General features: G+C 46.7%; 14 protein-coding genes and 1 tRNA gene. 3 read left to right on the top strand and 12 right to left on the bottom strand.

Annotated elements, in window-relative coordinates; all coding sequences use genetic code 11:
* Positions 1-4: 4 nt before the first annotated feature.
* On the bottom strand, positions 5-370 hold the full coding sequence (locus Q7P68_RS07260) for a hypothetical protein (RefSeq protein WP_304224429.1): 366 nt from the start codon (positions 368-370) through the stop codon (positions 5-7).
* 57 nt (positions 371-427) lie between these two features.
* Positions 428-1,459: an aldose epimerase family protein gene (locus Q7P68_RS07255; RefSeq protein ID WP_304224428.1), complete on the bottom strand. Its 1,032-nt coding sequence runs from the start codon at positions 1,457-1,459 to the stop codon at positions 428-430.
* Positions 1,460-1,586: 127 nt separating this feature from the next.
* Here Q7P68_RS07255 and Q7P68_RS07250 point away from each other — a divergent pair, with 127 nt between their 5' ends.
* The gene (locus Q7P68_RS07250; RefSeq protein WP_304224426.1) at positions 1,587-2,069 is read left to right on the top strand and encodes a J domain-containing protein; all 483 of its coding nucleotides are present in this window, start codon (positions 1,587-1,589) and stop codon (positions 2,067-2,069) included.
* A 61-nt stretch (positions 2,070-2,130) separates the two neighbouring features.
* Here the strand turns inward: Q7P68_RS07250 and Q7P68_RS07245 are convergent, their stop codons facing one another.
* The 8 genes from Q7P68_RS07245 to Q7P68_RS07210 all read right to left on the bottom strand — a co-directional run bounded on the left by Q7P68_RS07245 (position 2,131) and on the right by Q7P68_RS07210 (position 10,326).
* Entirely contained in the window at positions 2,131-3,498 is a 1,368-nt protein-coding gene (locus Q7P68_RS07245) for a sigma-54-dependent transcriptional regulator (RefSeq protein WP_304224425.1), read from the bottom strand.
* A complete protein-coding gene (locus Q7P68_RS07240; RefSeq protein ID WP_304224424.1) occupies positions 3,495-4,712 on the bottom strand; it encodes a two-component system sensor histidine kinase NtrB in 1,218 nt (405 codons plus the stop codon). Before Q7P68_RS07240 ends, Q7P68_RS07245 begins: the two co-directional genes overlap by 4 nt.
* Positions 4,713-6,008: a DNA polymerase III gene (locus tag Q7P68_RS07235; protein WP_304224423.1), complete on the bottom strand. Its 1,296-nt coding sequence runs from the start codon at positions 6,006-6,008 to the stop codon at positions 4,713-4,715.
* 3 nt (positions 6,009-6,011) lie between these two features.
* The gene (locus Q7P68_RS07230; protein ID WP_304224422.1) at positions 6,012-6,497 is read right to left on the bottom strand and encodes a CvpA family protein; all 486 of its coding nucleotides are present in this window, start codon (positions 6,495-6,497) and stop codon (positions 6,012-6,014) included.
* Positions 6,494-7,588, bottom strand: a complete 1,095-nt coding sequence (gene murG / locus Q7P68_RS07225) for an undecaprenyldiphospho-muramoylpentapeptide beta-N-acetylglucosaminyltransferase (RefSeq protein ID WP_304224421.1) — start codon at positions 7,586-7,588, stop codon at positions 6,494-6,496. The genes Q7P68_RS07230 and murG overlap by 4 nt, the downstream gene beginning before the upstream one ends.
* Positions 7,589-7,639: 51 nt before the next feature.
* Positions 7,640-8,530 carry an ankyrin repeat domain-containing protein gene (locus tag Q7P68_RS07220; protein WP_304224420.1) on the bottom strand — a complete coding sequence of 297 codons (891 nt, stop codon included), beginning with the start codon at positions 8,528-8,530 and terminating at the stop codon, positions 7,640-7,642.
* An 11-nt stretch (positions 8,531-8,541) separates the two neighbouring features.
* Positions 8,542-10,086 (bottom strand): adenylate/guanylate cyclase domain-containing protein, encoded by a 1,545-nt coding sequence (locus tag Q7P68_RS07215; protein WP_304224419.1) that lies wholly within the window; start codon positions 10,084-10,086, stop codon positions 8,542-8,544.
* A gap of 167 nt (positions 10,087-10,253) precedes the next feature.
* Positions 10,254-10,326, bottom strand: a tRNA-Phe gene (locus Q7P68_RS07210).
* 188 nt (positions 10,327-10,514) lie between these two features.
* Here Q7P68_RS07210 and Q7P68_RS07205 point away from each other — a divergent pair.
* Positions 10,515-11,537 carry a hypothetical protein gene (locus tag Q7P68_RS07205; RefSeq protein ID WP_304224418.1) on the top strand — a complete coding sequence of 341 codons (1,023 nt, stop codon included), beginning with the start codon at positions 10,515-10,517 and terminating at the stop codon, positions 11,535-11,537.
* 166 nt (positions 11,538-11,703) lie between these two features.
* A complete protein-coding gene (locus Q7P68_RS07200) occupies positions 11,704-12,210 on the top strand; it encodes a chemotaxis protein CheW (RefSeq protein ID WP_304224417.1) in 507 nt (168 codons plus the stop codon).
* Here Q7P68_RS07200 and Q7P68_RS07195 read toward each other — a convergent pair.
* Both Q7P68_RS07195 and Q7P68_RS07190 read right to left on the bottom strand, forming a co-directional pair.
* Positions 12,203-12,844, bottom strand: coding sequence for a hypothetical protein (locus Q7P68_RS07195; RefSeq protein ID WP_304224416.1), 642 nt, complete (start codon positions 12,842-12,844; stop codon positions 12,203-12,205). The genes Q7P68_RS07200 and Q7P68_RS07195 overlap by 8 nt on opposite strands.
* Before the next feature lie 5 nt (positions 12,845-12,849).
* Positions 12,850-13,118, bottom strand: a 269-nt coding sequence (locus Q7P68_RS07190) for a hypothetical protein (RefSeq protein WP_304224415.1), incomplete at its 5' end; no start/stop codon positions are given.

Here is a 13,118-nt window from a genome sequence, read left to right as displayed (position 1 = left end):
CTTGTTATTGGTTTGTGCGTTCGTTCACATATCTTAAGACCTTGAGAAGTTTACGTTTAGCTATTTGGTAAACCGCTTCGGGGTCTTCGTATTCAAGCACTTTCTTTTGTATCACAGCATCCACTGCAGCCGCAAGTGTATCTACATTTTCATATGTATTAATATCAATATCATCCAAAGATTCCATGGCCTTCCGAATTCCATTAAGCTCACGCTTCAGAAGGGCCTCGTTCTCATTGTAAACGTAATTGGTAACATCGTTTTTAAGCAGGCGCCGCTCGTATAAGTTTTTTAAATCCTCTACATCTTCCAGACAATCTTCCAGTTCGGCCTTAAGTATTTTCATGAACAGCAACTTCCGTTCTGGCATACAGAACCTCCCTGTATATTCTAGTGTAACGGTATGAATAGGCTTTTGCAAGCATTCCTACCATTCAAAAGTAAATAATGCTTCTTCATGATATTTTCTGTCGGGACCGAAAATACAGGAAGGAAATTCGGGCCTATTGGGACTGTCTGGATAGTGCTGGGTTTCGAGACAAAAACCTGCATGTTTTATATAACGGGAACCAGATTTCCCTGGCTCTCCGTTTAAGAAGTTTCCAGAATAAAACTGGACACCAGGCTGAGTAGTATACACTTTCATGATTCGGCCCGTATGCCCTTCATATACTTCTGCGCAGGGCCGCATTTTACCTAATTTCCCATCGACCACATAACAGTGATCATAACCGCCGGGAACATGGGAAAGATCCTTGCCGATCGGCTTGCGCTCAAGAAAATTAAAGGGGGTATCTTTTACCGGAACAAGATTTCCCGTGGGAATAAGCTGTGCATCAGATTCTACAATGTGGTTGGAGTAAAGCGTTAATTCATGGGATAGAATGTCTCCGCAGCCCTCTCCTTTGAGATTAAGATAGGCATGATTGGTAAGGTTTATGGGTGTTGGAGCGTCTGCCTTTGCCTTGTACTCACAATGTATTTCGTTGTTATTGTTTAATGTATAGGTCACCACCGCTTTTACGCTGCCGGGGAAGCCCTCCTCACCGTCGGGACTTTCAAGCTCAAACCTGACAGCCACAGAGCCCTTATCTTCGTAAGCTTCGGCCTTCCAGACCCGTTTGTCAAAACCGCGGCGGCCTCCGTGAAGGGTATTTTCACCGTCATTTTTATACAGGCCATAGGCTGAACCGTTTAAAGTAAAACGCCCTTTGGATATACGATTTGCAAAGCGGCCGACGGTTACCCCAAAAAAGCTGGGATTATGGGTGTATTCGGTTAATGTAGAATATCCAAGCAAAATATCATCTTTAATACCTTTTTTTGAAGGCAGATATAAGGAAACCCAGGTTGCCCCATAGGTTGATAAACTAAACTGCAAATCACCGGCTTTGAGTGTATAAAGGTCAACCGATTCTCCGCTTGAAATGACACCGAAGGTATTTTTCGTAATTTTCATGACCGCCTGCCTTCATTTCTATAATTTTTGAACGATTTGATTATATCAAATCTCATTTATCATATTCAAGTGAAAATATGATGTTCCTGATTGATAGTATCTACTAATTTGGAGTAAAATACCAGACATGGACAAATTTTTTGACCGGCTTGGGGATGTTCTCAAGAGTTTTCTGAACGATGACTCGGATGATGATATATTGGGGGCCCGGCAGAGCAGGCGATACTCAGGGGATCCGGATCTTGATGCAGCCTATGATGAACTGGAAGAATTTTTAAATACCGGGAAGAATCAGCAGAAACATTCCTATTCCTGGTCAGAAACGGAGCAAAGGGCCGGACGACAAGCCTATACAGACACTTCAAGGCAACCAAAGGCGGCTCATACTGTTCCAGAGGTTCTCCGAAAGGATTTTGAGGAATTGGGAGTCCCCTTCGGCGCAAGCGAAGATGAGTGTAAGGCAGCCTATAAACGGCTCCTTAAGATTCACCATCCGGACCGTCATGCGGGACATCCTGGCAACATGAAAAAGGCTACCGAAAAATCCGCACGGATTAACGTATCATATCAACGAATACAAGCCTGGCGTGAAACCGGCAAGGTCGAATAATGGGACCAATTAAATTGGCTTAGCATATGATTTGCGAGTTCTGTAACAAAGCGCAGATTATTTAGTCTTCGTCTTCTTCTCCGCTTACATCTCCCCATTCAGCCAGTTTTCTGTGCAGGGTTTTCCTGCCGATGCCTAAGACCTCTGCGGTCTTGCTTTTATTGCCCTTTTGGGCTCCCAGGGTTTCCCGAATAATAATTTTTTCAGCTTCCTCTAGCGAAATTCCAAGGGGAATCTGTATAGAAGTAGATTCGGAGGACTTTCTCACCGTGGGTGGTAAATCATCCAGAGTGATAACTGAACCTTTGGCAAGCACGACAGCACTTTCCATGCAGTTCCGCAATTCACGCACATTCCCCGGCCAGTCATAACTGTACAGGGCTGTTCGCGCCCGAGGGTCAATTCCATCAATCTGTTTGCCGTTTTCTTTTGAAAACTCTTTAAGAAATGCGGTTGCTAAAAGGGGGATGTCTTCTTTCCGTTCCCGGAGGGACGGCACATGAATGTTGACCACATTGAGCCGGTAATAGAGGTCTTCCCGGAAGCTCCCCTTCTCTATTTCTGCCTTGAGATCCCGGTTAGTCGCAGCCACTATACGGACATCTACCTCCAAGGTCTCTTCGCCGCCGACCCGCTCGAATTTCTTTTCCTGCAGCACCCGGAGTATTTTTATCTGCACATTCTGGTCAATTTCCCCGATTTCATCGAGGAATAAGGTGCCTTCGTGAGCAAGCTCAAAGCGGCCCCGTTTTCTGCCAACCGCGCCGGTAAAAGCGCCCTTTTCGTGGCCAAAGAGCTCGCTTTCTAATAGCGTTGCAGCTAAGGCCGCACAGTGAACTTTGATAAGGGGTTTATTTTTTCGGGGCGATAGTTCGTGAATAGCATTGGCCACTAGCTCCTTTCCCACGCCGGATTCGCCGGTAATGAGCACCGATGCTTTGGTGGGAGCCACCTGCCGTATGGTGTCAAAGATTTTCCGCATGGCAGGACTGTTGCCAATAAACATCTCAAAGGTTTTATTGTGTTCCAGTTCTTCTTCGAGACGGCGGTGCTGGAGGATGAGCTCCCTGTTTTGCAAGGCCCGTTTTACGAGCAAAGAAAGCCGGTCCAAATTGAGGGGTTTGGTCAAAAAGTCATAGGCTCCGTTCCGCATGGCATCCACGGCGGTTTCCACCGTGCCATGTCCGGTGAGCACAATAACCGGGACCCCGGGGCTTTCGGTGTTAATTTTCCGCAGAAGCTCTTCGCCACTTAAGCCGGGCATGCGGAGGTCCGTAATGACTAGATCAATATCGCCCTTTTGGAATCGTTTATACGCTTCGTCGCCGTCAGCGGCAACTACTACATCGTGACCTTCGAGCCGCAATGCCGCGGCTAGCCCCTCTCTGATATTTTTTTCGTCATCCACCACAAGCAATTTAAATTTCATGGCTCAAAGCCCCCATAGGTAATCAATTTTGTTTCTTTCTGAGGCACAGGCAGGGTAATCATAAAGGTGCTGCCCTCCCCTTCTTTAGATTTTACAGAAATTTCACCCCGGTGTTCTTTTATTATTTTAAATACCAGGGTAAGCCCCAAACCGGACCCGGTCTCTTTCGTGGTAAAATAGGGTTCAAATATTTTTGAAAGGTTTTCTTCGCTGATACCGATACCGGTATCAATTATATAAATATGGACCTCCGATCCTGTGCTTTCGGTTTTAATAGTCAGCCGTCCGCCGTCTGGCATGGCTGCAATCGCGTTTTTTATTAAATTGAGCAGCGCCTGTTTGATATACCGTTCATCGTAACAAAGGGGCGGAAGTTTCTCGTCCAGTTCAAGCAGGGTGGTAATGTGATTTTCTTCCAATTCGTAATGTACAAAATCCACTAGTTCCTGAATAAGGCTGTTAAGGCTGCCTTCCCGCAATTCCATGTTCATGGGACGGACCGCAAAGAGAAAATCCACTACAATACGGTTGAGCCGGTCTATTTCTTCATTAACAACAGCAAGGTATTTTTCAAGGAGATCAAAGGGAGCAGCATCCAGGCTTATTTGTTGAGCATTCTCTGGATCATCAGAACAGGCTGCACGACTAGCCTGCAGGGCCTTTTGAATAAGTTGTATGTGGATAGAAATAGAACCCAGGGGATTTTTAATTTCATGGGCAACACCGGCGGCTAGGGTCGTAAGGCTTGCAAGATTTTCTGCCCGCCTGAGCCGGGCTTCCTTTGCCCGCTTTTCGGTAATGTCCTCCACATGAACCAATGACCCGGTTACCCGCCGGTCTTTTACCAAAGGGAGTACACTGATCGCCAATAAACGCTGTATGCCCTTTACTTCGATATCAAATTCTCGGTCTACAACACGGTCCCCATCGGTAAGCGTTTTGTGCAGAAATTCTGCAATCCTATCATCGGCGATACTCGACCAGAGGGGCCGCTCTAATTGGTCATGAAACACCAAGGGAAGCAGCCGCTCTGCGGATTTGTTAACCAAAATAAGGTTGTATTCAGCGTCGCAAACCAATAAGCCCTCGGCGAGAGAATCCAGAACTGATTCAAGCCGTTCGTTTTCAGCGGCAGTTCTGATCAGCAGATCCGTTATCTGTTCTGCTGTCATTTTAGGCAGTTTTTTAAGAGCCCGTTCTATAAAGGTTCTCATTTATATTGCTTCCAGCATTAAAACAAACAGCCGTTCAAGGCTGCTAAAGGGGTTCAGATTATAGGTGGAGACCGCATTGTCCGCTTCTTTTATCTGATCCTTCCAGATATTAACTAAATTGACCATATCCGGTTCTGACTGACTAGAACGGAGAAGATGCCCGCATATAGACAAAAGTTCTTTTAAAAAATCGGTAAAGATAAAAGAAGCCGAAAAGTTGTCCATATCTTTGGTCAAAGCAAGAAGGCTATGACGGACTGTTATATTTTGAGGGATTTCAACATCCTGCCATTTTTGCATCAGAGCCTGCAGGTCATCGAGAATCTGGGGATTCCGAACAAGCTTTTTCTGCTGCGCCTTAAGTACAATGGTCGCAAAATAGAGCGCTGCGGCTCTTGAGATTTGCGAAGGCTGAATCGGTAAAAACGATTCTAAATAGCCTTCCAGGCTGACCGGTTCAGAACCGGAAAGGGCGCTGCCATCTCTGAAAACCCGTCTTATGACATCCTGTTCAGCTTGTTCGTTTCGTTTTTCGAACATATAGGGCCTGAGCCTCGACCGGATAGTAGGAAGCAGGGCCGCCTTTTTCGTAGTACACAGTACTATCTGCGCTGTTTCAGGAGGTTCTTCGAGAATTTTAAGCAAGGCGTTTCGGGCTCCATCCTGCATACGGTCCGCATTTTCGATGACCAAAAGCTTCTTTTTCCCCAAAGGAGCAAGCCGCGCCCAATAGGCGGCTCGACGGATTTGAAAAATGGGGATGGTATCGGAAATACCTTCCCGTTCTAGTTGGAAAGCATTCTTGATGAGCTGGGAGGTAAGTTTTTCCCGGTCTGATTGACTTAGCTCCAGGGCTCCCAATTCTTCTAAAGTTTCGTTGCAAACCGAAATAAGGGGAGTAAATTTTCCCAGTCGAGCTTCTTCTCCCTCCCATAACACAGGGTTAAAGCGTGCCAAGAGTTTTCTGAGGGATCTAAAAAAAAGCAGCTTCGCTGCCGATTCTGGCTCCCGCAGGTATGCTGCGGCAGCAGCGGCAATCTCTGCGGAAAACGAACGGCTTCCCAGCAGCAAGAGATCAGGATGGGTAAGCTGCCTGTGCTTGGCACATTCAGAACAAGTACAGTTCCAGGGAGCCCCGGGGCTTAGACAAGACAGAGCCCTGCCTAACTCAAGGGCTGCCGTCCCCTTACCGGAAGCAGGAGGACCTTCGAACAAGATGGACGGCGGCAAAGTACCGCTCGATACATCCAAGACAAGCTGGGTAACCGCATTTTGTCCCAGAACATTTTCAAACATGCCTTAGGCTCCCAGCTTAAGAGGTGTATTCCGTTGCAGTTCACCAATTAGGGGTAACAGCAGTTTTGCAAACCAGCTTTTTTCTAAAAGAAAGGCAGGATTAAAGAGGGGCTGATATGCCAATAGGAACAATATAAGCGAGACCACGAGCAGACCTTCTACCAAACCCAGCAGGAGGCCAAAGAGGTGATCCAGAGAATCCAAATGTATCCGTTCAATAATATCGTGCAAAATAGCTTCGAGAATTTTTACAACCACGAAGGTGATGACAAAAAGAATAACGAAGGCCGCTAGTTCAGGGAAAATGGTAAAGCCAAATCGAGTTCGCAATAAATCTGCCCCATTTTTAAACAAAAGAAAACCTACGATGAGGCCAAGCACTATCGCCGCAACGGACATAAATTCTTCTACAAAACCGCGCAGGGTACAGCGGAGTGCAAAAATGATAAGCAGTGCTCCTAAAATAATATCAATGGTGGCAATATTCATCTGAGATCTCCTTTGATAAAATTGATAATATCTTCGGCGATTTGCTGCGCAGTATGTACAGAGCCAATTTTTTTCGAAGCCGCTGCCATTTGCCCCCTGAGTTCAGAATCGCGGCTCAGCTTTTTGATGAGGCCTAAAAGATTTTCAGGGGTAGCCGCATCGCCTATAAGCAGCTCCGCGGCGCCGGCCCTTTGGAAATACTCGGCATTTACCACCTGGTCTCCCCGGGTACCAGAACCTGCAAGGGGAATTAAAATCATAGGCTTACCCGCAGTTGCCGCTTCCCAAATGGTGCCGGCGCCGCTGCGCCCCACAACCAGGTCTGCGGCTGCAAGCACATGGGGAAGTTCATCTTTAATATAGGGATATGCCTTATAGCGGTCAGTGGCGGCTATGCGAGATTCCTGGCTAGGCCCAGTCTGATGTACCACCACATAGTCTTTAATTATTTCAGGAAGGCAGGCTTCTATGAGTTCATTAACCTGCCGAGCCCCCTGACTCCCGCCTAATACAAGCAGAATCCGCTCCTGCTCCGTGATACCAAGAAACTGTCTGCCTAATGCAGCATCGCCATTGTAAAAGGCGGCTCGGACCGGATTACCGATAGCGCTTGCCTTTTCTTGGTGTTTTTTCGGGAGAAATGAAATAGTATCCGGATAGGCGGTATAGAGTTTTCTTGAAAAAGGAAGATTAAGCTTCGTAGCCAGTCCCGGACTATAATCCGATTCATGGGAAAAAACAGGGATACCCAATGATGCCGCCGCTGCACAGGGGGGTACGCTTACAAAGCCCCCCTTGGAAAATAATAAATCCGGTTTTATATGAGAAAGTATGGAGCGGGCCTTAAAAAAGCCTGCAGCTATATTAAAAAGGTCAGTAAGATTCTTAAAAGATACATAGCGGCGAAATTTACCCGTGGGTATTCCATAAAATTCGATTCCCGCATCTTCTACAATTCTCTTGTCCATACCTTCCTTATTGCCGATCCAGACAAGACGAAAAGAACCTTTCTGTGCAAGTTCCCGGGCTATCGCAAGTCCGGGATAAATATGTCCGCCGGTGCCTCCACCGGTAAAAGCTATGGTTGTCATAGAACAAAGCTACACAATTCTTGATATTTTCGCAACTAAAAAGATATCCTCTTAGGATTGCATAAGATTGATGATGGCTTCGTTATGAAATAATTTTGCATATTTTCTGGCACTGAGACCAAGCTTATCTTCTATATCTGGGTCTGCGCCTGCATCAAGGAGCAGCTTGCACAGGGCCACATCACCTTTGCCTACGGCAATAACAAGGGCCGTTTGACCATCCTTGCTCTGTATATTAACGTCCGTACCTGCTTCGATGAGATCCTCGGCAATTTTGATATAGCCCCCTGCAACCGCATCCATAAGGGCCGTGTTGCCCCGATCTTCGGACCGCATATTAACGTCCGCCCCTGCATCAATTAAAAGATCCACCATTGCCCTATTTTGTTCCCGTGCGGCGATGCAGAGAACGGGGACTCCCTTTTTATCCCTCGTATTCGCAGGAAAACCGGCCCGCAAAAAGAGGTCTACCCCGTGGGTATTGCCTTCCCGAACCGTTTCTGCAAAGGCATCGCCCCGTATGGATATGCCCAATTCAAGCAGTTCCCGGCGGGCCGAACGCCGTTCCGCCACATCGGACCATTCTTTCTTTTCGGCCTCTAAAAAACTCCCGAGGTCATCGAGGGATAAAACCAGGAAAAAAGGGGCTAAAAAGGGCGCTTGAATCGGTTCGCGGGAAGGTCGATAGAGTATCATCGGTTTTTCGGAGCCCAGGGAAAAGCCTGCAACGAAGGACAGCCAGGCACTGGCTGCGGATAACATTGAATACACCACCACCAAATGGGTGGCAGGGCTAATTATTTCATCAAGCCGGTGCTTATCGGCCCGCCAGTTCTTGCCGATCTGAAAGGCTTCTGCGTTTATTTCTATGGTTTTTAGCATTTTAAGAATGGCCCTTGCCTGCTCAGCATCAGCCTTTTCGCATAACACAAGCACTTTCATCGTTTATCCTCTTAAGCCCGGACCTTTATCATACAATTATCAAGATAAAAAATAGCCGCCCCGTCTTCGGGCATAATATCCAAGACCTTTCTGAACTGATACATGGCATCGGTAAAGTCCTTGCGGTAATAGCTCATCATTCCCTGTTCGAAAAAGCTGTTGGCCTTCATTTTCCGTTCCAAAAGCTGCGGATCAAGGCCGTCAAATATCTCAAAGACCGAGACCGGGGCCTCTTTGCCTTTGACCCTCACCTTTCCGATAAAGCGGTACATGTAAGCTCCCGGATCCTTGAGGCTCTTGAATGTTTCATCGCTAATGGCAATAGAAATATTAAAGACCTTTGTAATACTCTCCAGCCTGCTCGCCAGGTTGACCGCATCAGAAATAACCGTATTCTGCATGCGATCCTTTACACCCACAACGCCGAGCATCAAGGTTCCCGTATGCAATCCTATTCCCATAGAAAGGGGCCGGTAATTACACTTAGCCCGGTGACCGTTGTATTCAAGAATAATGCGCTGCATATCTATGGCTGACCTGACCGCTGCGTCGGGACCTTCTTCGTTGGGGAAAAGGGCCATAATGGCATCTCCCATATATTTATCGACAAAGCCCCCATGCTGAGTAATCGCCGGTACAATCCGGGAAAGATATGAGTTGATGAATTTAAAGCTCTCTTCGGGGGTTAAGTCTTCCGAGAGGTTGGTAAATTGCCGAATATCGGAAAAGAAAATAGTCATTTCCCGTTTAACATGATCGCCTAGTTTTAAATCAACCACACTCGGCTTTTCAAGAATTTGCAGGAACTCCTTGGGAATAAAGCGGGTCAGGGCTATGGAAACTTTATCAACATAATCAGATAAAAGGGGTTCCTCGCTGACCGCGGGGTTTTTTGAAAAAATAACAAAGACAAAGAAGAATGAGAGAAGCAAAATATGGGTGAGAAGCAATAAAAGCTGGAGATCTGGACTAGTTTCAAGCAGACCTAAGTATTGCAGGCCATAAGGAACAGCAGAGACAATAATAAAAAGACCATAGTTTAAAAGGACAAGGCCTCCCTTGCGCTTATTTTTAAGAACCACAAGCCCATATATGAAAAAATAAAGGCCGAGAAACAGCGTTCCTGCTTCAAATGGTATGAGAAAGAAGGGCCCTAAAAAAATGGTTGCCCCAAGAGCGATTAGTTCAATCCCGCCAACCACAAAGGCAGAACGCAGGGCAGGCAGGCTTGAACGGCTCGCAAGTATTAGAATTCCGAGGCCTGCTTCCTGTGCTAAAAGCAGGGCTAAAAGGCCCTGCATCCAATCTTGAAATTTCAGGGGCTGCTGCTTTGCAAGCAAATACACAAGGGGGCTTAACACTAAGAGGGCAAAGAGCAAAAAGAGGATCGACAGGGTAAAAATGATGGATCTGGAAAACCTGCTCCGTTCTCGGGAATAAAAAAAAGTCCCCAGATAAAAGGCAGAAAAGGCGAGTTCCACCGTTCCAATAAAACTTACAAAGGCTGCAGAAAAGAGGGTGAGCCACACTTCTTGTGATATAAACCAATTTGTCATACTACTACTTTAAACTAAAATTACGCGCTTGGGTAGGGTTTATGTGTTTTACTTTTCTTGCCTCGGATAAGATCTGCAGTGCAGAAGAGGAGACTCATCGCAGATTTTAAGTACAACTTACTTGGAAAATAAAAAAGGCCAGTTACGGGAACCGCAACCAGCCTTTGTGCCGCCAAAGGGAATCGAACCCTTGACACAAGGATTTTCAGTCCTTTGCTCTACCAACTGAGCTACAGCGGCGTCACGGTTAGCTTTATACCCAAGATACAAAAAAATGTCAATACAAAGCTTGGATTATTTTTTATTTTTTATGATTACACTAATTTATTGGTAAACTTCGTAATTAGAGATATATTTATAGTAGCGTAATTACTTTCTGACCACATGGTTGGAGGGTGATATATGCGTATCTACCACAGGAGGTATGTATGACTATTTCTGTAAAGAAATCCTTAGGGATTGCGATACTTGCTGCAGCCCTTGCCATGCCCTCGTTCAGCCAATCTATTGAAGACTTGCAAAATGGCGCTGAAAGCATGTCTAAGGCACTCTCGGCGGCCCTGCCCTTTAACTCCACCTTGGGACTCAACTGGTCCGATGCCTATATCGGCCAGCTTTTAGCCGTACCGCCCCATTTTGGCGTCGGTGTTTCCGCCGGAGCCACCACCGTTAAGGCCGAGGAGATGAAAACCCTGCTTGGTTCTCTCGGCGTAGATACGGGAATCTTCCCCGCGGTTATCCCGATTCCCGCTGCGGTAGCCGAAGCCCGGATCGGAGGCTTTCTCCTTCCCTTTGATATCGGCGTAAAGGGCGGCTATATTCCGCCCGAGCTGGGCACAACCATTAAGGAGGCTACCGGGGGTCTTAACCTGGACTACTTGGCCGCCGGCGCAGATATCCGTTTTGCCCTCCTTAAGGGAAACATCCTGCTCCCGAGGCTTACCGTTGGTGCCGGGGTCAACTATATGAAGGGAGGACTCGGAACAACCATTTCAGGAGCTCAAAGTTTTACCTTTAATGATGGGAATAATTATCACACGATTGCTTCCACAGATCCTGAACTTGGTCTTTCCTGGGAAACCACCACCATAGATCTTAAAGCCCAAGTATCCAAGGGAATTCTCATTTTTACCCCCTATGCAGGATTTGGAGCTAGTTATGGCATGTCTAAGGCAGGGTATTATGTTAAGAGCTATATCACCTATGATGGAAATACAATTACCAATGATCAACTTCAACTGATAAAGGACACTCTATCAGCAAACGGTATCACCCCGCCGGACATTTCTGCCACGGGGATTTCTTCCTACTTTGCCAACAACGGTTGGGCATTCCGGGCCTTCGGCGGTCTTTCGCTCAACATTCTTGTGCTGCGCCTGGATCTCACCGGGCTCTATAACTTCAGCGACGGCAGCTACGGCGGTTCCTTAGGAGTACGGTTCCAGCTCTAGCAGTTAAAGCTGCAATAACTAATTATATGCCGGCAGGGCTTTCACAAGCTTTGCCGGCTTTTTAAATTTGACGGGACTAGCCGGATGCAGTAAAATTCTTTGTGGGCATTGAATTCGCCTGCCACTACAATAAGGCAAGTGTGAAGGCCGCTCATGGAGGCTTAACATGGGAAAAATCAACCAATACCTTACCTTTCGGCTCGATCAGGAACAATATGCGGTAAGCGTCTATTCGGTCCGTGAAGTATTGGAGTATGTACCGATTACCAGGCTTCCCCAGACTGCGGCCTACATGAAGGGAGTTATAAACCTACGGGGTATGGGTATACCCGTCATTGACCTCAGGATTAAATTCGGTATGCCCGAAGTACCGGTGACAAAAGACACATCTATCATCGTGCTGGATATAAAAAGCAGAGAGGGGCTCCTTATTATCGGAGCTTTAGCAGATTCTGTTCAGGAAGTGATAGAGTTAGAAGACCAGGAGATTGAGGCGGCCCCCCGATTCGGTCACAACCTGGCGGTAGAATATATCCAGGGTATTGGTAAAAAGGATGGTAAATTTATCATCATTTTGGATATGGATAAAATCCTCAGTACCGACGAGGTGGTAAACCTTTCTCAGATAGAAACCAGGCTTGAACAGGAAGCGGTTCCAACGGAGACTAGGTAGGGCTGTTGCCCCTGCTTTTTCCCGATACGTTAATTGCCAAATCGACCTCTGCCACGGTTACCTTAAGCTTACTGGCAATCAGTTCGGGAGAAAAACCCGCAAGATACAATTCTAAAACCTGTTCCGAAAATGATGGAGGTTTCGGCTTAATTTCTTTCTCAGCCTTCACAAAGCGCGGGGTTTGTATTGGTTGAGGTGTTTCACCTGCCGATTCTTCATCTTGCACAGTTTTCTCGGCGGTTTGCGATGCCGCCTTGTTTTCATCAAACAGACTATCCTGTCTTTCCTGTGTAATAGGATTCCGTTGGACTGGCCGGGCGGCCGATTGCCGCCTCCCGAGCTCCGCATAGGCCTGTTCCTGCATAGCCCTCCGTTGCAGCTCTTTAGTATAAGAGATTATACGTTTGTCTGTTTCATCCAGCAAGGCTTTGAGGGTCTTAAGTCGGTCTTCTATAAGACCAATATCCCGGTCTGTGGCGGCATCTATGTCGGCAATAAGGCGATCCACTTCATCGCGAAATTCCGCAAGAATGCGGTCCTTGCTTGTGCGTTTTATAATAAGGGATCGGACATATAGAAAAGAAAAGGCCCACAAAATGAGGCTCGCCACCGAAAATATAAATGAAATTTCCATTATCCCTAACCGCTTACATCAATATGTTTTCCAAGATCGGGATCCTTGATGACACCGGATACAGGTTCTTCACCCTGTTCCTTTTTTTCATCCTTTTTTTCGGTCCATCCTTCCTGGTTCTCTTTTTTAGATGCTCTATCTTTTATTCGTTCGGCTCCATCTTCCGGCTCCTTAGTTTCTGTAACTGAACGGACCTTTTCTTCTGTCTTTTTAAGTTCCGCTGCACCCTGCAGGGACTGCTGAAGCATAAGGCCTTCTTTCTCAGCCGTCTTTT

The sequence above is a fragment of the Gracilinema caldarium genome, from assembly GCF_029265695.1.
Lineage (GTDB): Bacteria > Spirochaetota > Spirochaetia > Treponematales > Breznakiellaceae > Gracilinema > Gracilinema caldarium_A.
Note: the sequence above shows the minus strand (reverse complement) of the source record. Positions and strands in the feature narration are given on the sequence as shown.